Source organism: Cellulophaga sp. BC115SP (assembly GCF_009905545.1).
Lineage (GTDB): Bacteria > Bacteroidota > Bacteroidia > Cytophagales > Spirosomataceae > Flectobacillus > Flectobacillus rivi.
This window is the reverse complement of the sequence record NZ_JAAALB010000011.1, coordinates 127,014-149,677: the sequence shown is the minus strand read 5'-3', so window position 1 is coordinate 149,677 and position 22,664 is coordinate 127,014. Positions and strand designations below refer to the sequence as shown.

Sequence of the window (22,664 nt, the reverse complement as noted above, 5' to 3'; positions counted from 1 at the left end):
CCATGAAAAAACTTTTTCTTTTTCTGAGCTTATTGATGGGAATAGGGTTTGATTCATTGAGTCAAACCCTTAGTGGAATCAACGTTCAAACGATTTTTCCCCCACCTTACAGCCCAAGACTCAAAGATTATGCACCCGATGGTGCCAATAACTCCTTGAGGGTGATTTTGACAAATACAACTCCTAACCCAGTCGATGTAAAGCTTTTGGGAGAAATAAAAGGACAAAACAATGGTGTACGAGCCGTTACCCGTGACTCTTACCAGCCTTCCTCGCCAATAACACTTCCTGGTAATGGTGTGCCTGTGGAAATAGAAATTTTTGGTTCGAGCCAAAACTTTTTTACTGAAAATAACATCGATATTACGGGCATCGACCCCAAATCGTTGATTAGTGGCTTGATTCCTCAAGGCTTTTACGAATTTTGTATCAAGGTGGCACCCTACAATCAGCGACCTGCAATATTGAACGGCAATGAGCCTCGTGGATGTATCATGATTCCTATAACGTATATCGAGCCAGCTCGCTTGACTATGCCAATTTGTGACCCCGTTACACCAATTCAATCGACTAATCCACAAAATATCGTTTTTAACTGGACTCCTTGCGTGGGTAATATTGCTGGGGCACAAATAACGTATGATTTTTACCTTGTTAGAGTGCCAGAAGGACAAAACCCCAACGACGCTATTAATAATGCGATCAGTAGAAATGTTGGTAATCCATATTCGGAAAAGGATTTAGTAGCTCCCAATCTCATTTTTGGAGCCAACTATCCCGAACTCGCTAATGGACTATATGCGTGGATGGTGGTTGCGAAAGATGCTAACGAAAAAATCTATTTACAAAATGATGGAAAAAGTGAAGTCTGCACTTTTAGAGTAGGCGCCCAAGGCGAAATGTTGGCAGCAAACAGCAGTATTGTAAAGTGTAAAAATGCCAAATTTCCAGCTGATTTAGTGGCAGTAAAGCAGACTGACCTGACGGGAAGGACCATCAAGATAGGCAATTTTGATATGACCATTGACCAAGCCGTAGAATCGCCAGAGGGCTGGTCGGGGAATGGACGAATTACTTGGAATTATGTTCCATTGAAGGTGAAATTTTCCAAATTGAAAATTAATGCCGCCAATCAAGCTATTTCAGGTTTGGCGAATGGAAGCGATGAAGGTTTCCAAATGCCAGGCATTACTCCTCCCGATTTATCGACGTATAAAAATATCAGTGTAGACTACCTGAAAACATACACCAACTTGCTAACCAGCAAACTTTGGAATGACCTCAAAGGGCAAATGGCTGTTTCATTGCCTATTGGATATAGTACTGGCGCTGGTTTGATTGGAATCAATTATTTCACAATAGCGCCAGATGGTGCCGAAATGGGAGCATTACTCAATGTCAAAATGCCAGAGGATAATTCCTTTTTGTCGATGGCAGCCACCGAAATGTGTATGTTGCCTGACAAGCTTTTCCCCAAAAATGCAGTACTTTATTTAGTCAAAGACTTTAAAGCACCCTATACACCAATCACGTTTAAGCAAAGTCATTATCCACAAAATGATGGTACCTATGCTATTCTCGACGAAGACTCGGTTCGTCATGTGCATGTAGAAGCAGATTTGAATTTAGGAAAAAATGTGTTGGAGTTAAACGACGAAAACGGTAATACCCTAGCAGGCGATGTCATTACACAACTCAAGTTTGATTTTAATAAATGGAACGATTGGGTTGCTACAGTGACTGTTCCCACTTTTGGGATTAAGGATGCGGGAGGAATTTCGGTGAAAGGCTTAGATGCGTTTTATGACCATTCCGATTTTCGTAATCCTCCCAATTTTAATCCTCCAGCCGAATATGATGGCGAAAGAGGTAATACTTTCAAAGGACTGTATTTACAACGAGTAGATGTATTGTTACCAAAATCACTAGGTGGAGGAGGTAATAATCGACTCAGTTTTGCAGCATCTAATATGGTTTTTGATAGCGACGGACTTACTGCACGTTTTACGCCTTCACGTTATCCATTGTTGGATTATACGACTGGAAAAATGGGTAAATTAGCTTTCTCTGTAGACTCCTTTGAGGTATTGATTGTCAAAAATGCCCTGATACGTGGCAATATGGTGGGTAAAATACAATTGCCCATTAGTTCCGATGTGCTAGATTATACTTGTAATCTTCGCAATGGTATAGATTCGCTTAAAATCTTGGTAAAACCCAAACCACAAGGATACAACGTGCCAGTATTTATGGCCAATATGAAAATAGCCCCTAACTCAATTTTTGTAATTGGCTTGGTAAAAGACAAAGACCCAGAGTTTTTATTTTCGCTCAATGGCACTTTAACCTTGGATTCCAAACCACCACTTAATATGGTCGTGCCTGACCTGACTTTTGAGAATTTCTCTCTTTCAACTTTCAAAGCCTTGGGTGGCGACGAAATTGCTGGAAGTGGCATTTATCTACAAACAGGTGAATGGTGTCTGGAAGGAGGACTGGCAGGAGAACATGAAAAAGACCCTGCTAATAAAGACGTAAAAGGCGGTCCTCACGAGGATATAATCATGACCTCAGCAGTGGCCAATGGCGGTAAAGAATCAAAAATGGGAGGTTTCCCTATTCAATTGATTCCTCCAAAATTTGTGAAAAATAATATAGGCTTAGGCTTCGAATTTGGAGTAAAAGTCATGGTAGGTGGTGACGATGCCAGTTTGGCAAATGCCTCAGGAACGGTGCAGGTATTAGGCAGATTAGATTTTGTCAATGGAAAATTAACACCTTCTTTCAAAGGAGTATATCCTTCTCGATTTACGATTGATGGACAGTTCGGTCCTGCCAATGTAAAAGGTGAATTGAAATTTTATTATAGCGATGCAAAATATGGAACGGGATTAAGTGGATGGGGAAAGGTAAAAATTCCGAATCTGGCAACAGTCGAATCTAATATCATTTTTGGCAATACCAATGACTATTATTATGGTTATATGGATGCTTCAGTGGTGGCAAATCCTGGGTTTGTATTAGTTCCACCGCTCACCTTGACAGGTTTTGGTGGAGGATTGTATTTTAACATGAAACAAGAGGGTACTGTAGATGCTAAAATTGCTAATAAGCCACTTACCGACGCCGAAAAACTGGAGCTAAATAATGCTCCGGGCGTGACAAAGTCGGGCTTGGTGTATTCACCACAAAAAGGTGCTTGGGGACTCAAAGCTCGTGTGTATATGTCTGTAGCAGATGCTCGTTTATTGACGGCTTCTGTCGGACTTGAAGCAGGTTTTGCTAATGGTGCACTCAATAATTTTAATGCTACGGGTTCTGTCAATATCATCAGTAAAGACGGTGTTCCCGACGACCCAACTACCTTGGTGAAAGGTTCGGTAGCGTTCAATTATTTGGCACCGGGCATCTATGATGTAAACGCAGATATTACCGCAGGCATATTAGGAACAAATGTCCAAGTGCCATTGCGTGTACACTTTGACCCACAAAATTGGCATATCAAATTGGGTGACCCACTCGATGCTCAAAAACGTATTGCATTCAATATTTTGGACTTGAATCTACCTGTTGTAAAAGCGCATTTGGGAGCCAAATTTTATATAGCGATGGGCAATGACTTGGGTGGTTTGCCAGAATTGCCTGCCGAAGTAAGCAATTTTATGGGTGGTGCTAACGCCGCCGCTGACCAGTATCGCAATGCCCAATATAGTAAGGTAGCTTCCAAAACTAATGTCGGTACTGACGACGACGGACGAGTTACTTCTGTACCTAAGTTTTCTATTTTGGTAGGTGGACAACTACAAGGTAGTTTTGACGCTACTGTCGCCATTCTATCTGTGAATGCATCTGCGATTTTAGGCTTCGATGCTGCCTTAGAATATGGTATCGAATGCGAACAAGGTGGTCAAGCCTTAGGCTGGAACGGCTGGTATGCCAATGCTCAAATGTATGCATATCTCAACGGAGGAGCCTATATAGACTTAGATTCGTGGTTTGCCGCTGGACGTTTCAAAATATGTGAAGTTACGGCAGGAGCAATACTCAAAGGAGGTATTCCAAATCCGATGTGGATGAGTGGTAGGGTAAAAGTTCAAGGGAATGTGTTGGGTTTAATCAAAATAAACACAGGCTTTGATTTGGCTTTTGGTGAACAATGCACCCCTGCCAACAACAAAGATAATGGTTTGGATGGTATCGAAATTATCGGTGATATTTCTCCTGCCAATGGCGAAAATGCTGTAGAAACCGATGCGCCTATTACCGTGACATTCAACACAAGTATTGGGCAAGATTATGAATTGGCTATGCCTGATAATACTGTCAAAACATTCCGTTTTAAACTAAAAGAATACAAGCTTACGTATGAAGACAGTAAAAATGGCGGGCGTCTAACCACATTTGATGGCTTCCAATCACCTGAATGGGTGAATGATAATCAGCAATTGATTTTGTCAAAAAACAAACATTTTGCCTCTACGTCCAAACATAAATTCAGTATTTCATTAGGTATTGAAGAAGTTGGAGGAAAAGGTGATAATGCCAATCGTTCCGAAGAAAAAACAGTAGAGTTTTCAACCGCCAAACAACCTGATTATATCAAGTTTAGCAATGTAAATTATACTTGGCCATTAGAAGGACAAAATTATTTCCTAAAAAATCAATTGCCACAAGGAGTGATCGAAGGACAAATTCCTGATGAGGCCTTCCGTAGCACCGTAGATGGTAGCGATTCAAAATTTAGTGCTTTGTTGGCTGGAAAATATATCTACAAGGCAGTATATATTCCGAAAGATGGTGGCGATACACTCACTACAGCTGTGTATTACGACAAACAAAATCAGGTGAAATTTGATATTCCGAACAATTTACAAAATGATAAAACCTACCGTGTCGAAATCCGTAGAATTTATCAAAGTGCTGTAGGCTCAGCCATCAATCTCAATCAGCAACTTTTGGCGAGTGCCATGGTAAAAGAAAAGGTTACGGTGGCTAAAGCCTCAGCATTTTTACGAAGCCAAGAGGATTTTTTCTATATCAACAAAAATGCCCTAAATCGTTCGGCAACTTCCTCTTCTTCGATTCCTAAATCTAAGGTAATTTATGACATTGTTTTCAAAACTAGTAAATACAGTACTATCAATGAAAAACTGTCAGCTGTAAATTTTGAAAGAGCCGAATATCGAAATACCAATAATGTGCAATCTGCGGATTACTTGGTCATGGATATAAAGCCATCCAATGGAACAGCCGAAAATTTTGACGATGCTGAGTTGTATGGTTATACTCGTAATGGAAAAACCCAGCCAGCTTTATTGAATGTATCGAGTCCGATGAAAGCTGGCGTAGTAAGTTTTGATACCTATATTCAAAACGAAGTGTACACACCTTTGGTAAATTTTGGTGCCAAACAGGTAGGTATCAACTACGGTGTTCAAGAACTGAGAAAAATTGTAGGTATTGGTACACCAGATTTAGCAGTAAGCATCCAACGACAGTCTATATTAGGGCAAATAGCATCGATTAGCTCTGTTAATTTGAATGCTTCTTTCAATGGCTTACAAACTACTGTCAACCAACCTGCTTCGAATCAGCCTACTACTTCTGGTAGTGTAAAAGCAACTTTAGGAAATATCAATACGATTAGCTCTGCTTTACGAATGGACGATATTATTGGACCTTCATTGACTTTCTTCCCATTAGAAGACGAACCTACCAGAATGTATGCTTTTGCTTTCAAGGTAGACCAAGTGGCGTATCATGATTTCTATGCAGTCAAGAATTTTGGAGAAAATATGGTCAAAACTCGCCAAGCACTGAATGCAAGTTTAGGGAATTGGAAAAACGTTTCCTTAGGTTTTGGTTCTGTTTTCGCGAATATCAATGTACAAGGAACAAGTCGAAGTTTGACCTTGAATACCTCCGCCTCCACGATGGCTCGTAATTTTAGCAATGCCGATTTGGATGTGTATAGTGGCTATCAGTCAGCCAGCTATTATACCTTCAAGCCACGGACGGGTGGCACAACTGTCTATATTACGTTGGAGTACAAACCTTATGTAGATGCACCAACCAATAGGGTAGAGAAGGCTTTCACTTTTGGTACGGCAGCATTTATGCCATCACCAATCGTAGGAGGGTATTTTAAATTTTAAGCAAGATGGGACAACGAAAATAAGAGTGTAGATGTATGATTTGAAGCAATGGAGTAATAGTACTCAAAGTTTCTCCATATTTTGAGTGGTCTTTACAACTAGTTCTTTGTCCCGTTTTTTGATATACTTAAAACTCGTGAGTCATGAAAAAACTAAGTTATATATGCTTGCTTTTGTTCCTTGTTGGATTAAAAACTCAGGCGCAAAAGTCTCTCAATCCAAAAGTTCAGCTTCTTGTACGCAATTACCAAGATTCGGTCGTATTGCGTTGGGCGCCTACTAGTGCAGCGCAATGGCTCATTGCTAGTCAAAAGGGTTATCGTGTTCAGAAAACGGTTATCTCAAAAGGCTCAAGTCAAGGTATGAGTACTCTTTTGACACCTAATAAAATTCTTCCTTTGACCTTTGAGGAGGTAAAATTGCGTTATTCCAAACAAGATAGTTATGTGGGTGCTGCTGTACAGTCACTCTATAATCCCAAAGCAAGCACGACTTTTCAGCAGAGTATGGGAGGAATCATGCAAAAGAGTAATGAACAAAATAGTCGATATGCCAGTGCGATGCTATCAGCAGATTATAGTCCTAATGCTGCGACAGTGCTTGGTTTGCGTTGGGTCGATAAGGCTGCTAAAAATCCCGATGATATTATTATGTATAAAGTTTGGATAGATACCGATACCAAATCTAGAACTAAAGCAGATACTGCGACAGTGGTATTGTTTGCCAACCAGTTTACCAAAGTCTATGCGCCCATAACAGCAGGTATTTTACAAGGCGACTCGCAGGTTACACTTCGTTGGTATCGCATGAGTGTGGATGGGGAGTTTTCGGGGTATTTGATAGAAAGAAGTGAGGATGGGAAAAATTTTAAATCTATCACCTCTAATCCTTACATTCAAACGCCTGCTGATGAAAATATACTCAAACAAGATTCTTTAACCTACAAAGGTATTACTAATCCTAGTTCTCTGATTACCTATATAGATTCTAATTTGGTCAACTATCGCAAATACTATTATCGCATCGTTGGGATTGACCCATTTGGCGTATCAAGTCCAGTGTCGGATATTATGGTAGGTTCGCCAAAGGATTTTACGCCTCCTGCAAAACCTAAAAATGTTAAAATAAAAGTTGTAGATAACAAGGAAGTAATTATTACATGGGAAAAAACAGGTAATACCAATGACCTTAAAGGCTATGTCATAGCCAAAGGCGGCACAGTAGCTGGTCCTTTTAATTTTGTCAAAAAAGAGATTTTATCTAATCAAAGTCTCAGTTTTACCGACGCATCGCCTGAGCCGTATACAGGGAGATATTATGTGGTTGGAGCAGTAGATACCGCTGGGAATGTGAACTACGCAATGCCCGTTGTGGCAAATATTGAGGATAGGACGCCTCCCAAAGCTCCAAATACACTCACAGCTTCGGCCACGCCACAAGGGAAAGTAGTGATAGACTGGCCCGCTAGCTCAGAGCCTGATGTCGCCATCTATAAAGTATACCGAGCATATCGTAAGGATGCCAAAAATTATACGTTGCTCACACCTTATGGCGTTCCTAATTCTGATTACACAGATTCAATCCCAGACAAAACATTATTGAATCGCCAACTGTTTTATAAAGTAGTAGCGGTTGATTTAAGCAATAATCATTCAGAATATTCACCTGTGGTTATGGCAAAATTACCCGATACTAATCCTCCAACGGCACCTGTTTTTGAACAAATTGTCGTAGAGAAAAACGGGATAAAACTATTGATTATCCCAAGTTCGAGTGAAGATGTTTCTTTTCATACTTTATATAAAAAATCTTCGAAAGGAAGTTGGGAGGTGTTGAAGCAATACAATGGCTTATTGACAACCTCTATCAATTATATAGATACCGACGTGAAAAATAACCAACGCTATGAGTACAAAGTGGAGGCAGAAGATTATAGCAAACTCAAATCGAAATCGGAGTTTTCTCAATCGATTTTGTATGTTGGTGAAAATGGCATTGCCAGCGTGGAAGGATTGAAAGTAAATTATGACCCCAATCAAAAACTTGTGACTTTAGATTGGACTTGCCGTTCAAACAACGTATCTCATTTTGTGATTTATCGTGCAGAAAATAAAGCAGCATTGGGTACGTGGCAGACGGTTGAAGCAAATAGATTTTCAGAAAAACTGGATAAGACACCAAACACCTTGGATTATGCAGTGAAAGTCTATTTCAAAGATGGGACAAGCTACAAAATGAGTAATACCGTAAGTGTACAAGCAAAATAGATTTTTTAACCATATTCCGATTGCTTAACAGTACACGACTATTTAAGAATTTTTACATACATGAGAGAATAAATACCCCATTCTTGCGGCCATCCAAGTTTGGGGATATTTTTTTAATCATGTTTCCCTAAAATACGCCTAAATTCCTCCTTGCCTACGGGCAACTTTTTTAAATTCTCTATCATCATCAGGGCTCTTTCAACTCTCAATTGTGGCGATTTTACCCCATCAGCATGATGAATGATATAGCGTTGCATTCCCTTGCTCAGTCCTTGAAAACGGTCATATCCCTCTGGGTCGGTATCAAAAACGGCCTGAAGCTCCTCAGGAATTAAAGCTCCATATTCACTCAAGTCTGGCTCTAATTTCACATCTACCGTCGAGCCTAGGCTTAATCCTGCCTCTTTCATTCTTTTTGTGCTAAGATTGATATATGCCCAGCCTTCACCTAAAGCGACCAGACCAGCCTGCCAAGTGGTATTTTTGATGGTGCACAAAAATCTAATACCCATTTTTCCACCTAAGGCTTGTACGACATCAGGCGGAACACTCAGATAATATATTTTGAGTGGATTATTACGTCCAACCTCACTCTGAAAATGAATAGTAGAGAATGTTGCTTTCATAAGAAACAAAAGATTTAAGTAGACTATAGCTTGCAGTTCAAGTGATAAAATTGATTTTTGTTAACAAAAAGGGGAATTTATATGCCGTATAATAATTAGACAATACTTTGTTGGTAACTCGTTAATATTCAGTTATTTTTGATAGCCTTAAAGTTTATTTCCTGAAGCAACCGCACATTGTTTTAAGAAATGTATTTCTTCTCTAATTCCACAAGTAATTGCTTTAGTGTTAACCTAACTAAAGTAAAATGTCATTGCAAAAATAGCCATTAATACTTTTTATTACCTCTATTAAATCTGCTTTCGATGAAGAAAGTAGTCTGATAGCTTAAACCTTAAAATTATGGTGAAGAAAGGCACAATTCTGGAAGATAGGAATGGAAATACCTTTGAATTTATAGAGGTTAGTTCCGAAACTAATGGTAATCATACTAAAATAAAAGTATGTTTACAACCCAATCAATTAGCACTTGCTTGTCATTGTCACGAGAAGTCTGACGAAATCTATGAAATTTTAGAAGGAGAACTCACGTATGAGATTAACCACAAAAAAATGCTAGCAAAGGCAGGTGAAACAATTATTTTACCCAAAGCACAAGCACATCGACATTACAATGACTCAGCCAAGCCAGTAGTGATGTACTATACCATTACACCTTCTTACGACATAGAGCCACTAATAGAAACAATGATCACGATGTGGCAAAATGGCAAGATAAGAAACGGGAATGCTAACTTTTTGCAAAGTATGGTATGGGTGAACTACATGGAGGGTAAGATTTATTTTGAAGGTTTATCTCAAAAAACACAAAACTTTCTAGCATATATTTTAGCACCAATTGCTTCTGTTTTTGGATACAAAAAATTCTATCACAATTAGATTGTGATAAAGTAGCAAAGGCTCAAAGCGTGAAACTGAAAAGTAGTCTGAGCAGAAGTCATCCCTAATTTTAGGATTTGGGTTATTCTCTAAATTGTATCAAAAAAGCGGTCGGAAAATATTTTCCGACCGCTTTTTTTTTATACTCTCATGCTAGATATGGCTCGGTTTGAGACGCAATCATTGCGTCTCTACGAATAAAATTCTTATTAAAAATAATCACTCATTCACTCAATCACCATTCACTCAATTTTATTTAACTAACTGATATACTTTTAACAAATAACATCTATCTACTTATTGTCAATGACTACATTAAAAACCACATCTCTTTCATCCTTAATAAGTCTTTTTACTCCTTTAATTTCCAACCTATCTCCACTAAATTCCATTAATTCAAATAAATCTGTGTGAGTAGCGCTGTAGGCATCCAAGTTTTCAATGGCTTTGCTTTCCGACCATGTTTTTCCTCCATTATTAGAATATGCATATCTCAACTGTTTGAAGTTAACGACCGTGGTTCCTTGCGTTTCAGCACGTTTGCTTCTGGGAGCGTTATCAGTATTGTTTTTCGATGAAACATCATCACTCATTTTAAATGGATTAGGATTGGCATGAACGATAGGTTTTGTTAAAAAAACAACATATAAAGTGCCATTTGAAGTCTCTAGTATTTTGACTGGAGATTGTATATCTAGGTTATAATCGTTCGCGACAACACTGGATGATACTTTAGTTTTTTTATTCAATAGGTATTTTTTGACTTTTATCGACACCAAATCCGATTTGTCTTTCTCAATGGTGGCAACAAAAAGACCTCCTTTTTTATCTAAAAAAGTACCACTTGTGTTCAAGTGCTGGCTCTGAACTTTATTCGAGAGTATTAGGGTAATGAATAAGCAAAAAGAGGCAAAAAAAGTTTTCATGTCAGTACAAGTTAAAAAATAAGGTGCTTGAAATGGCTTTCAAACACCTTGATAACGAAGTTCTTATCTTATTCTTGTGCGGAGGCTTTATAAACGCCAAACTCTGCTAAATATACCTTTGCTAAGGCGTCTTTGATGGTTAATCTTACCTGCGTACTTTTAACAGTTGGGAATCGTAATAAGCGCTTGTGACCGACTGTTGTACTCTCGGCTAGCTTTTGCCAAGTCTTACCATCCCAATATTCTACCAAAAAAGACTTTATTCTTTGTCCCTCAGCAATATTTTCTTGAATTGCAATTCTGTCAAACTCTTTTTCACCATCTAGTTGTAAAATTAAAGACTGATTTACATCCAAGACTTTACTAGTACTTAACTTTTTGTCAATCAAGAACTGATGTTTTGGGCTTATTAAATTATGAGCGAATGTTTCATTTAAAATGGCTCTAAACTTCTGAATGGCGTTCACATCAGTTGTTTCTAGTAAACCATCACGGTTAGGAGGGATGTTTAGCAACAACAAACTGTTTCTTCCGACCGATTGATAATAGAGATTAACCAAATTTTGTGGCGTTCTTACTTTAGTGTTTTCTTTTTCATGCCAAAACCATCCTGGACGAATTGAAACATCAGTCTCTGCAGGTATCCAGTCTGGACCTTTTTCATCACCTGTATTCAAATAATGTTCATCGGCTTTCCCTGGCGCTTGTCCTGCATTATTGATAGTCGACCAACAAGTTTCGCCAGCGTTTCCTTTTTCATTTCCAACCCAGCGAACGTCTGGACCAGCATCCGAAAACATGACTGCCTTTGGTTGAAGCTCACGCACCATTTTCCAATAGCCTTGGAAATCATACTCCATATTCTTAGCGTTTTCGCCTTTGGCACCATCAAACCAAACTTCAGCTATTTCTCCATAATTAGTCAATAATTCTCTCAACTGGTTTTTGTAATAGGTATTATAGGCGTCAGTCCCGTAAGTTTTTTCATGTCTATCCCAAGGAGAAAGATACACGCCAAATTTGATTCCAACAGCTTTACAAGCTTCCGAAAGCTCTTTAACGATATCCCCTTTGCCGTTTTTATAAGGACTGTTTTTGATAGAATGTTCGGTATATTTTGAAGGCCAAAGACAAAAGCCATCGTGATGTTTTGCCGTAATGATAGCAATTTTGAAACCTCCAGCTTTCAAGGCTTTCGCCCATTGCATCGCATCTAACTTCGTAGGGTTGAAAATCGAAGGAGATTCATCACCTTCTCCCCATTCTTTATCTGTGTAAGTATTCACAGTAAAATGCAAAAAAGCAGTAGTCTCTAATTGTTGCCAAGCCAATTGTCTGGCAGAAGGTTTGGGTAGTGTGCCCGACACTTGCCCCTGAGCGGTACAAGCTGCCAAAAGTAACGGTAAAATGTATTTCTTCATGGTTGAAAATTGAGGTAGGATAAAAGTATTTTCTCGATAGTCTTAATTCTTGTTAAAATACTCATGAATATTGGATAAAACACAAGAAGCTTGTCCCAACAGTGATTCATATCATTGTAAAAGGTACTAAAAAAGCATTAATTCGTAAACAAATTGATAAAACGCGAAGTTCGCTATATATTTGAAAGATTTTCGTCAGAAAATCCCCGAATCTTGAAATAGTCACATTAACAATAACAACTAAACAATTACCAAACTAATGGCATATCAAAAAGATTTTACCTATGTTACGGGCACAGAACCACACCGTACTCGTACACGTGAAATTGTAAAAGCTCACCCAGAAGTAAAAAAACTTATTACCAAAAACCCCATGACTTTTGTTTGGATTCTAGGCTGTGTATCAATGCAAATTGGTATGGCTTACCTAGTGAAAGACCAAGCTTGGTGGGTTATTTTGGCTGCTGCTTGGCTTATTGGTGCATTTCCAACGCATACACTTTTTGTATGTATCCATGAGGCTGCTCACAACTTGATTTTCAAAAAACCATCTTGGAATGTTTATGCAGGTATCGTAGCAAACTTCCCTTCATTGGCGCCAACAGCTATTTCATTCAAAAACTACCATTTGAAACACCACGCGTTTCAAGGTGTTCATGAATTAGATGCAGACTTACCAGATCACTGGGAAGCAAAATTGATTAACAACTATTTCATCGGTAAAGCATTGTGGTTGTTATTGTTCCCAATTTTCCAAGCTATTCGTACATTGCGTTGTTTAGAATTGGCAGTATTCGACCGTTGGGTAATTATGAATATCGTTTGCCAATTGGCATTTGATGCAATCATTGTATATGCAATGGGCTGGCCTGCATTAGGTTACATGGGTGCAAGTTTCATGTTCTCGGTTGGTTTACACCCACTTGGTGCTCGTTGGATTCAAGAACACTATTTGGTATTGGATAAAAACCAAGAAACATACAGCTACTATGGTGCATTGAATGGAATCAACATGAACGTTGGATACCACAACGAACACCACGATATGCCATCAGTACCTTGGAATAATCTTCCAAAATTGAAGGCTGCCGCTCCAGAGTTTTATGATAATTTGAAATATCATACTTCATTTACGAAGTTGTTCTTTACCTTCTTGTTTAGTCAAGAAGTAGGGCTTTATTCACGTATCGTCCGCAAAGAAAGAGGCAAAGTTACTTTGGATGACAACTCAACACCAGATATTCAGTTGTTACAAGGAAAGTAATATTCAGTATTAAGTACAAAAAACCTCGTCTAATTTGATTAGACGAGGTTTTTTTGTTGTTTTTGGGAGATGATTACCTCTCTTGTTAAAATGGTCTAATAGAAAACCTTAAAGGATTTCTTTAGCTTTATAAAATCAACGGAAAGAATTGTAATTAACTTTCCTAACGAATATGACTGTCAACTAAAATAAAAGTTAGAAGCTATCAATGGAAATATTTTCTTTTCTTGGTGATGACAATACCAAGCCTATTTATACGTGTTCATGTTGTGGGAAAATTTACGATGAATTACCACTTTGTTTTGGGGCTGATTATCCTGAGTATTATTATTCTGTACCTCCTAATGAACGAGAAACCAGAATCGAATTACACGAAAGTTTGTGTGTAGTTGATGACCAATACTTTTTCCATCGTGGAAGGCTGACTATTCCAATTACAGACTATCATGAAGATTTAATTTTCAATGTTTGGACAACAATCAGCAAAGACAACTTTGATAAAAGGATGAATTTGTGGAGTGACCCAAACAGGACAAAAGAAGAGCCATATTTCGGTTGGTTACAAACAAGTGTTCCTAGCTATGGAGATACCATTAATCTGAAAACCATTTCTATAGAGCAAGAAGTTGGGTTTATTCCTGAAATCATACTAATAGAGGAAGGGCATTCATTAACACTTGACCAAGAAAATGGAATTAGCTACCAAAAAGCAGTTGAGATAGTCGATACAATTATTAGACTTCAACATAAAGCGGATTAACGGGGGTAAGCACTATCAAAATGTAATATTATTGATTAATTTGGCATAAAATAACGTCAGTGTAAGGTAATGAAAATTAGTTGATGGTAAATAATGACATTATAAAGTATGGGAAAATACTTGCAAGATTTTATGTATCGTGTTCAACTTCCAGCGGGACAGAAAAAGCTTACGCCCAGTCAACAATTGGTGGCAAAATCGGCAAGTTTTGTAGCGGATATTTTTAGTTTCTATCTTCCTCGAAGCTACGAGATAGGTCACAATATTTGGAGAGTTATTGTTAATTTAACTCTTGATGAAAAGACATACTTCAATACGATTGAAGAGGGATATGTTGTAGAGCTATACATCTATTTTGATTACAATTCCCTGATATTTTTTGATGAGTTTAATCGAAAGAAAATTTTACTCGACCAGTTCTGTAGAGGGTTAGAATTCGTTTGTCAAAAATACTCTTGTGATTTTTCTGTTTTTGAAGCAATAAGGCACAAACTTGTATTGGATAATCTTGTTTATTATGGTTTCTATAAAGAAAAAAAAGCTAGTCCTAACAAGCGACACTTTGCTCAAATGAAAGGCTTCTACTCGGAAGACCCTGATAAGAGTACTACGAGTGTTACTTTATTTGACAATCAGCATAATGAAAAAGTAACATTTCTAATAGGAAACTATAATTTTCAGTGGTTTGATAAACTGAAGTGGTTGGATAATAAGACCGTTGGAGTTTTTCATATTAATAGAGTACAGTCATATAAAAGTAAAAAAGTGGCAGAAGACTATTTTTCCTTAGATATTGAAACTGGAGATGTGATATACCACCCAGTCACAAGAGAAAGTGTTTTTGATTATGCTCTTAAACTCTTGACTGAAGAAAACTTGATAGAAAAAGCATTCTATTATTTTGAACAAGCAAAAAAATTAGGACACGGGAAAGTAGAAAATATTCTAAGAAACTTAGAAACAGACCCAGATTTAAGAGATAAAGCTAAGTTATTACAGACACCAAAACGACAAAAGTAAAATGGCTTTAAGCATATTTTATAATCTTTAAAATATACCAACAACACCCTTAGCACCAATTTATAGACGTTTTAAATCTTACAATGAGGTTTAAACTATTTTTAGTTCTTGCGATATTAATAGAATGATTGAAAATTTTACCAAATACAATTTCTACCGTCAACCAATATTTATGAAAATAGCTCTCATCTTCCTTTCGTTGTTTTGGCTATGCGCATGTAATACCAAAAGTCATGAAAATAAAAAAGTTATATCTCCTGCCAATGTTCACGATACTGTTCCGAATGTGGAAACTCCTATTATCATGGAAAGTAAAGCCAAGGAAAATGAGGAATCAGTCTACTTCGTCATTATTGCAGATACCTGCTTAAATTACTTTACTCTTCATAAGAAGATGTTTGAACTGCATAGAAATTTCAATATTCCGATTGACACAATGGGACGATATTTTAATAAGGTCAAAGATCTAATCGTATTACCAGATAATTCTGAAGATGAAATGTATGCAGGAGAGTATTTACCGAGACGTTTGCCTTCAAGCGATTTAAGCTTAGAGTATTTGAAGTTTTATCAAAGCCATGCAGATAATAAAACAATTGCTTTGGTTGCAGGCATATATGAATCAGAAAAAGAAGCTGATAGTGTATTGACAGTTTTACAAAAGGTCGAAAAAAAAGTCTTTAGAATAAAAGCTAAAATATATGAAGACTGCATACACTAGTAAAATTGGTAAGCTTTTAACTACAATAAGAAGCGAAGTCATTCGCTAGTGCTGGATTCCTATCCAGCATTCTCTTTTTCTAAGGATTCTATCCAAAATCTTTACCTCATTTTTTCAATAACTTCCACCACATGATTAATCGTAAAATCAATTTCTTCTTCTGTGGTATATTTCCCTAAACTAAAGCGTATAGAACTATAGGCCAAATCGTCCTTTACACCCATAGCTTTGAGCACATGCGAGGGAAGGACAGAGGCAGAAGTACAAGCAGAACCAGAGGATACAGCTATATTTTTAAGGTTTCCTAATAGCATTTCTCCGTCTACACCACCAAAAGCAATATTCGTAACGTGTGCTAGTCTAGGGGCATTTCCTCCGTTTACAGAGGTATTTTTAAGCTTCGAAAGGATGGTTTGTTCTAATTTGTTTCTTAAAAAAGATAACTTTTCTTGATTAACTTTCATCTCTAATCTAGCCAAATCACAGGCTTTCCCAAGGCTTACTATACCGGGTACATTGAGCGTTCCTGAGCGCATACCACGTTCGTGTTTACCACCATCCATTTGGGCAATTACCTTAAGTCTGGGATTATTTCGGTTGACATACAAGGCTCCGACTCCTTTAGCTCCGTAGAGTTTATGAGCGGAAAAACTCAATAGGTCGATAGGGGTATTTCGTAAATTGATAGGGAGTTTGCCAACAGCCTGAGTGGCGTCGGTATGAAAGAATACATTTTTTTCACGACAAACTTTTGCTATTTCTTCAATCGGAAAAATAACACCTGTTTCGTTGTTGGCATACATGGCCGAGACCAATAATGTATCCGCTTCAATTGCTTCGGTTATCTGCGCAGTGGTGATGAGTCCATCAGCATCAGGCAATAATATGGTAATTTTTGCCCCAAATTGCTCCAAATGCGTGCATACATCCAAAACAGCCTTGTGTTCGGTGGCAATGGTAATGATGTGATTTTTTTCTTTACCAAATGCTTCAAATACACCTTTAATCGCCAAGTTATTTGACTCTGTAGCACCGCTGGTAAAGACAATATCCTTTTCGCCTGCACCTAATAGCTTTGCGACTTGCATTCTTGCTATGGATACGGCTTCCTCAGCTTGCCAACCATACAAATGACTTCTTGATGCGGCATTACCAAAGTTCTGAGTAAACCATGGTAACATTTCTGCTAAAACCCTTTCGTCGACAGGCGTTGTGGCATTGTAATCCAAATAGACAGGTAATTTCACGATATAATTTGGTAGTGTACGAAGGATTTTCGAATATCTGATGTTGGGTTTCGGAAGAGTAATCTAATCTATTTTGAAATAATAAAGGTATTTTATTTTATTTCCGAAATCAGAAATCCCAAATCTACAATTGTTGGAAATCCTTCGTAGAGTCCTAAGATAAAGTCTTTGATGAATTTGCTTCAAAGATAAACATCTGGAGTACCGAAAATAAAAAAGGTGTAAGAAAATCTTACACCTTCAAATATATAAATGGGTTCGGTATGATTTAATTACTTGAATAAGCCACCCAACATGCCGCCAATACCACCAGCGTTTCCTCCTAGTAATTTACCTGCAATGTTAGACACATCATTCATATCAAATTTACCATCGCTAAATGCGTTTGTGAAATCTGACATGTTTAATGAGTTGTCATTTGGATCGTTAGTTTTCGAAATCACAGAACTAATTACACCCGGTAATACTTGACTAACAATTCCTGCTGCTGCGCTATTCTCAAGTCCAAATTTTTGCATCAAACCTGTTACTGCTTGTTGAGTAATGTTTGCTACAATTGGATTAGACATAAGACTTCCACCACCTGTGTTTGCTTGTCCACCCAAAAGACCCATAACGCTAGCTAAACCACCGCCTTGAGCCTGCTGTTGCAGTCCGCCAGTAATGGCACCAAGGATAGTTTGCATTGCATCATTGTTTTTTTCGTTAGGAATAGCGGGGTTATTAACGATTGCGTCTTGAGAATGGTCTTGGATTAGACCCATGAGTTGCTCTAACATCTTTATGGGGGTTTAAATTTGGTTTGTGTTGAGTACAATAATAGAAAGACTTTTTATAAATTCAACTAAAATATGATTAAAATCTATAAAAATCAGTGTTATGACAGAAACAGCTATCAATTTGTCACAAGAAGCTCCAAATTTATCTTTAGGCGAAAAGATAACAGCCTTAGTAGCTGACCTTTATTACCCCAGTGAATCTGATGAAAAGATTGAATTCTTTGATGCACCATTCGCGATAGAAGGTACGCCAGATGTGGCATCTCTTAAAATGTTTTTAGGAATTCCGCCCGAAGTAACTACTTCAGAGTGGGATATAGAAACATTCTTTAAACCTTTATTGAAAAAAGAAGATTGGTTTGGCGAAGAAGAATTAGAGTGGCTAAAATCTGCGGAGGATCTACATGCTCTATTAATAGCCAACTTAACAGATATAAAAATATACAGAATAGGAAATATAGAAATCGACGTGTATTTGTTGGGAAAGCCTACAGAAGGAAATTGTGTGGGAGTAAAAACAAAGGTGATTGAAACGTAGGAAAACAAAAAAGCCGAAGCTCCTTAGAGGTTCGGCTTTTATTGTGCTATTTTACTTTAGCTACTACAGCTTTGAACGCCTCTGGGTGGTTCATTGCTAAGTCAGCTAATACTTTTCTGTTTAATTCGATACCAGATTTGCTCACTTTACCCATGAATGCTGAGTAAGAAAGACCTTCTTGACGTGCAGCAGCATTGATACGTTGAATCCACAATGAGCGGAAATCTCTTTTCTTAACCTTACGGTCACGGTAAGCATATTGAAGACCTTTCTCGATCTTGTTTTTTGCTACTGTCCAAACGTTTTTACCTCTTCCGTAAAAACCTTTGGCTAATTTAAGCACTTTTTTACGTCTTGCTCTCGACGCTACGTGATTGACGCTACGTGGCATAATCTTGCTTGTTTTTTGAAATTTGGCGTTTCGTTGAAGAAATCTTTAAGGCCAATTCTCTGGTTGAACAATAACTAAATGGAAATTAGATTTCCGAAAAAAAATTACAATACTAACATTGCTGTAACTCTGTTCATATCTGAAGAAGATACTAATGTATCATGAACCAAGTTACGCTTACGTTTAGTAGATTTTTTTGTTAAAATGTGGCTATGGAAAGCGTGCTTACGCTTAATTTTGCCTGATCCAGTCACTTTGAAGCGTTTTTTCGCTCCTGACTTAGTTTTGATTTTTGGCATTTCTGTTAAACGTTTAAATTGTGAAAAGTAATTGCCTTAACATTTCTGTCTTGGCTTGGTAAAATAGTCCGCAAAGATACAAAAAAGTTTGCAATTAATTGCGTTTGTAATTAATTTTTAAGAAATAAGTTAGTGGGCAAAATTAAAATAATTTTACCCGCATTAAGCGCTAGGCTTTATGCTGTAGGCTAAAAGTTAAATAGTATTTCTCATGAAGTAATAGAAACTTTTTTGGCTAATGCCTACGGCTTACAGCCTAAAGCGTATTAATGCAATTTTATTTTGCATTAATACTTAAAAAGCCATTAACGCTGCGAACAGTCATTAATGGCTTTTGATTATCAGGGGTTTACCTGAAATATACCTATAAACCTTTACAGATTTATTAGATTGTCAAAGTAATACTGAAATTTGAAATTGAATACTATTTCTTCACAACTTTTGGAGAGAAGATAATAGACATTCTTTTTCCTTCCAATCTTGGCATTTCGTCCGGCTTGCCAACCTCTTCCAAACCTTTTGCAAAGTTAAGCAAAAGCATTTCTCCTCTTTCTTTAAATACGATAGCACGACCAACAAAGTGTACATAAGCTTTCACTTTTGCACCTTCTTTCAAAAAACTGATAGCGTGTTTTAACTTGAAATTAAAATCGTGTTCATCCGTGTTAGGACCGAAACGAATTTCCTTTACAACCGTTTTAGCGGCGTTGGCTTTAATTTCTTTTTGTTTTTTCTTCTGTTCGTATTTAAACTTTGCGTAATCAATAACACGACATACTGGTGGAACTGCTTTTGGCGAAATCTCTACCAAGTCTAAACCTTGTTGACTCGCAATTTCTAAGGCTTGTTTGAACTCAACGATGCCTTGTTCAACATTTTCACCTACAAGACGAACCTGCTGAACGCCACGGATAGCATTATTAATTCTGTAAGGTTCCTCTTCTCTTTTTGTCCCTTTGTAATTATTATTCGGGCGTAACGCCATATTGTAAAATTTATTAGTTTTAAATTATATAAAATCAGATTGAGCTGGAAGTTCAAAAACTGTTTAAATTAATAACTATAATACTCCTAAAAATGTTCCAGCACAAGGGCTAATTACAGATTTTCGTGATTATTAGATAGTTATCAATTTATCTTTCCGAAATCTAAATCAAAAAAAAATGAAATGCAAATTTCCGCGTCTGTGAAACCACAAATTTATTTTTCGTTGCTATTTCATCCTTAATCTGCAGCATTCGATGAACAATGGGAGTGTTAACTCGTTATTCACCAAATGCTACAAATCGTTGGTTGCTTAGCTGATGCGTGCCAAATTCTTGTTGATTTCTTCTTGAGCCAATTGAATAAACTCTTCAATGGTCATCATTCCTAAATCACCTTCTCCTTTTTTACGCACTGAAACTTTACCTTCAGCAGATTCTTTTTCTCCCACAATTAGCATGAATGGAATTTTGGAAACTTCCGCATCACGGATTTTTCTACCAATTTTCTCATCTCTGTGATCGATATATCCACGCAAATCTTGTTCTTGTAATCTCAAGAATAAATCGTTTGCATAATCTTCGTATTTCTCAGAAATTGGCAATACAGCCAATTGATCTGGCGACAACCACAATGGGAAGTTACCCGCGGTGTTTTCAATCAAAATAGCCACAAAACGCTCTAATGAACCAAATGGCGCACGGTGAATCATCACAGGGCGGTGTTTTTGGTTGTCAGAACCAGTGTATTCCAACTCAAAACGTTGTGGTAATTGATAATCTACTTGGATTGTACCTAACTGCCATTTACGACCAAGAGCGTCTTTTACCATAAAGTCGAGCTTAGGACCATAGAACGCTGCTTCGCCTAATTCTACTACTGTTGGCAAACCTTTGATTTCTGCCGAACGAATAATAGCTGCTTCTGCTCTTTCCCAGTCTTCATCTCTACCGATGTATTTCTCCTTATTTTCAGGGTCACGAAGTGATACTTGTGCTGAATAGTTTTCGAAACCTAGAGCTTTGAAAACATACAATACCAAGTCAATTACTTTCATGAATTCTTCTTCTACTTGGTCTGGACGACAGAAGATGTGCGCATCATCCTGAGTAAATCCTCTTACACGAGTTAAACCGTGTAATTCGCCTGATTGTTCGTAACGATATACAGTTCCAAATTCAGCCAAACGCAATGGAAGGTCACGATAACTACGAGGTTTTACTTTATAAATCTCGCAGTGGTGAGGGCAGTTCATTGGTTTTAAGAAGAACTCTTCGTTTTCATCAGGTGTATGAATTGGCTGGAATGAATCCTGACCATATTTGGCATAGTGACCCGATGTTACATATAGTTCTTTAGAAGCGATATGTGGCGTAACAACAGGAGAGTAGCCTGCACGAACCTGTGCTTTGCGAAGGAATCCTTCCAAACGCTCACGCAACATTGTTCCTTTTGGCAACCAAAGTGGTAAGCCCATACCTACTTTTTCAGAGAAAGCAAATAATTCTAATTCTTTACCCAACTTGCGATGGTCGCGACGTTTGGCTTCTTCCAACAAGTGTAGATATTCCTCTAATTCCTTTTGTTTCGGGAATGTAACGGCATATACACGAGTCATCTGTTTGCGGCTCACATCACCACGCCAGTAAGCACCCGCCACACTCATTAATTTAATGGCTTTGATAAAACCAGTGTTTGGAATGTGTGGTCCACGACATAAGTCCGTAAAGTTTCCTTGAGAATAGAACGTAATAGAGCCGTCTTCTAAGCCGTCAATTAGTTCTAATTTATATTCGTCGCCTTTTTCAGTGAAGTATTCAATCGCCTCAGCCTTTGAGATAGGTGTGCGTTGATATTCATTTTTTTGACGAGCCAATTCTACCATTTTATCTTCAATCTTCTTGAAGTCTTCCGAGCTTAGGGTTTTATCACCCATGTCGATGTCGTAGTAGAATCCAGTTTCAATAGCAGGACCAATACCGAATTTCGTACCAGGGTATAAAGCTTCAATAGCTTCGGCCATCAAGTGAGCTGAAGAGTGCCAGAAAGTCTGTTTTCCATCTGTATCATTCCACGTAAGTAATTGGAAATCTGAATCTTGATTGATAGGTAATGAGGCGTCAACTACCTTTCCATTTACTTTCGCTGCCAATACATTTCTGGCAAGACCTTCTGAAATACTGAGGGCAATGTCCATCCCAGTGACTCCCTGGGCATACTCTCTAACACTACCATCGGGTAAAGTGATTTTAATCATTTGATTGTTTTAGTTTCGGCCTGTATTCTATCTTTCCTAGTCAGAAAATTATACAAACAATTTCTTCGAAAGGGATAGCCATTACAGGCGTTGGTTTTTGTATTTATGAATTAAAATGTAAAGACTATT

17 protein-coding genes are annotated in these 22,664 nt (G+C 37.7%); 8 read left to right on the top strand and 9 right to left on the bottom strand.

Translation table 11 applies throughout. The annotated features are described in order from the left end of the window. Positions 1 to 2: 2 nt before the first annotated feature. The gene (locus GVN22_RS11190; protein WP_166551112.1) at positions 3 to 6,155 is read left to right on the top strand and encodes a hypothetical protein; all 6,153 of its coding nucleotides are present in this window, start codon (positions 3 to 5) and stop codon (positions 6,153 to 6,155) included. A gap of 143 nt (positions 6,156 to 6,298) precedes the next feature. Beyond that, positions 6,299 to 8,422, top strand: a complete 2,124-nt coding sequence (locus tag GVN22_RS11185) for a fibronectin type III domain-containing protein (protein ID WP_166551111.1) — start codon at positions 6,299 to 6,301, stop codon at positions 8,420 to 8,422. A 113-nt stretch (positions 8,423 to 8,535) separates the two neighbouring features. On the opposite strand, the gene GVN22_RS11180 is transcribed toward GVN22_RS11185, so the two are convergent. Then, the gene (locus GVN22_RS11180) at positions 8,536 to 9,048 is read right to left on the bottom strand and encodes a YdeI/OmpD-associated family protein (RefSeq protein WP_166551110.1); all 513 of its coding nucleotides are present in this window, start codon (positions 9,046 to 9,048) and stop codon (positions 8,536 to 8,538) included. 343 nt (positions 9,049 to 9,391) lie between these two features. Between GVN22_RS11180 and GVN22_RS11175 the strand changes: the two genes are divergently transcribed. Beyond that, positions 9,392 to 9,928, top strand: coding sequence for a cupin domain-containing protein (locus GVN22_RS11175; RefSeq protein ID WP_166551109.1), 537 nt, complete (start codon positions 9,392 to 9,394; stop codon positions 9,926 to 9,928). A gap of 293 nt (positions 9,929 to 10,221) precedes the next feature. On the opposite strand, the gene GVN22_RS11170 is transcribed toward GVN22_RS11175, so the two are convergent. Beyond that, the gene (locus GVN22_RS11170; protein ID WP_166551108.1) at positions 10,222 to 10,854 is read right to left on the bottom strand and encodes a hypothetical protein; all 633 of its coding nucleotides are present in this window, start codon (positions 10,852 to 10,854) and stop codon (positions 10,222 to 10,224) included. A 68-nt stretch (positions 10,855 to 10,922) separates the two neighbouring features. Continuing rightward, positions 10,923 to 12,275 (bottom strand): alpha-L-fucosidase, encoded by a 1,353-nt coding sequence (locus GVN22_RS11165; RefSeq protein ID WP_166551107.1) that lies wholly within the window; start codon positions 12,273 to 12,275, stop codon positions 10,923 to 10,925. A 259-nt stretch (positions 12,276 to 12,534) separates the two neighbouring features. On the opposite strand from GVN22_RS11165, the gene GVN22_RS11160 reads away from it, so the two are divergent. The 4 genes from GVN22_RS11160 to GVN22_RS11145 all read left to right on the top strand — a co-directional run bounded on the left by GVN22_RS11160 (position 12,535) and on the right by GVN22_RS11145 (position 16,040). Beyond that, entirely contained in the window at positions 12,535 to 13,539 is a 1,005-nt protein-coding gene (locus GVN22_RS11160; protein WP_166551106.1) for a fatty acid desaturase, read from the top strand. Between the two features lie 208 nt (positions 13,540 to 13,747). Next, positions 13,748 to 14,299: a DUF2199 domain-containing protein gene (locus tag GVN22_RS11155; protein WP_166551105.1), complete on the top strand. Its 552-nt coding sequence runs from the start codon at positions 13,748 to 13,750 to the stop codon at positions 14,297 to 14,299. A gap of 108 nt (positions 14,300 to 14,407) precedes the next feature. After that, the gene (locus GVN22_RS11150) at positions 14,408 to 15,319 is read left to right on the top strand and encodes a hypothetical protein (RefSeq protein WP_166551104.1); all 912 of its coding nucleotides are present in this window, start codon (positions 14,408 to 14,410) and stop codon (positions 15,317 to 15,319) included. A gap of 172 nt (positions 15,320 to 15,491) precedes the next feature. Next, positions 15,492 to 16,040 (top strand): hypothetical protein, encoded by a 549-nt coding sequence (locus GVN22_RS11145; protein WP_166551103.1) that lies wholly within the window; start codon positions 15,492 to 15,494, stop codon positions 16,038 to 16,040. A 101-nt stretch (positions 16,041 to 16,141) separates the two neighbouring features. On the opposite strand, the gene GVN22_RS11140 is transcribed toward GVN22_RS11145, so the two are convergent. Continuing rightward, on the bottom strand, positions 16,142 to 17,287 hold the full coding sequence (locus tag GVN22_RS11140) for an IscS subfamily cysteine desulfurase (RefSeq protein WP_166551102.1): 1,146 nt from the start codon (positions 17,285 to 17,287) through the stop codon (positions 16,142 to 16,144). 272 nt (positions 17,288 to 17,559) lie between these two features. Next, positions 17,560 to 18,066, bottom strand: a complete 507-nt coding sequence (locus GVN22_RS11135; protein WP_166551101.1) for a DUF937 domain-containing protein — start codon at positions 18,064 to 18,066, stop codon at positions 17,560 to 17,562. 100 nt (positions 18,067 to 18,166) lie between these two features. Between GVN22_RS11135 and GVN22_RS11130 the strand changes: the two genes are divergently transcribed. After that, the gene (locus tag GVN22_RS11130) at positions 18,167 to 18,604 is read left to right on the top strand and encodes a nuclease A inhibitor family protein (RefSeq protein ID WP_166551100.1); all 438 of its coding nucleotides are present in this window, start codon (positions 18,167 to 18,169) and stop codon (positions 18,602 to 18,604) included. A gap of 46 nt (positions 18,605 to 18,650) precedes the next feature. Here the strand turns inward: GVN22_RS11130 and rplT are convergent, their stop codons facing one another. The 4 genes from rplT to thrS all read right to left on the bottom strand — a co-directional run bounded on the left by rplT (position 18,651) and on the right by thrS (position 22,535). Continuing rightward, positions 18,651 to 18,995 carry a 50S ribosomal protein L20 gene (rplT, locus tag GVN22_RS11125; RefSeq protein ID WP_095167278.1) on the bottom strand — a complete coding sequence of 115 codons (345 nt, stop codon included), beginning with the start codon at positions 18,993 to 18,995 and terminating at the stop codon, positions 18,651 to 18,653. A 104-nt stretch (positions 18,996 to 19,099) separates the two neighbouring features. Continuing rightward, on the bottom strand, positions 19,100 to 19,294 hold the full coding sequence (rpmI, locus tag GVN22_RS11120; protein WP_166551099.1) for a 50S ribosomal protein L35: 195 nt from the start codon (positions 19,292 to 19,294) through the stop codon (positions 19,100 to 19,102). A gap of 424 nt (positions 19,295 to 19,718) precedes the next feature. After that, positions 19,719 to 20,279, bottom strand: a complete 561-nt coding sequence (gene infC / locus GVN22_RS11115; protein ID WP_095167282.1) for a translation initiation factor IF-3 — start codon at positions 20,277 to 20,279, stop codon at positions 19,719 to 19,721. Between the two features lie 312 nt (positions 20,280 to 20,591). After that, positions 20,592 to 22,535 (bottom strand): threonine--tRNA ligase, encoded by a 1,944-nt coding sequence (gene thrS, locus GVN22_RS11110; RefSeq protein WP_166551098.1) that lies wholly within the window; start codon positions 22,533 to 22,535, stop codon positions 20,592 to 20,594. Positions 22,536 to 22,664: the final 129 nt, after the last annotated feature.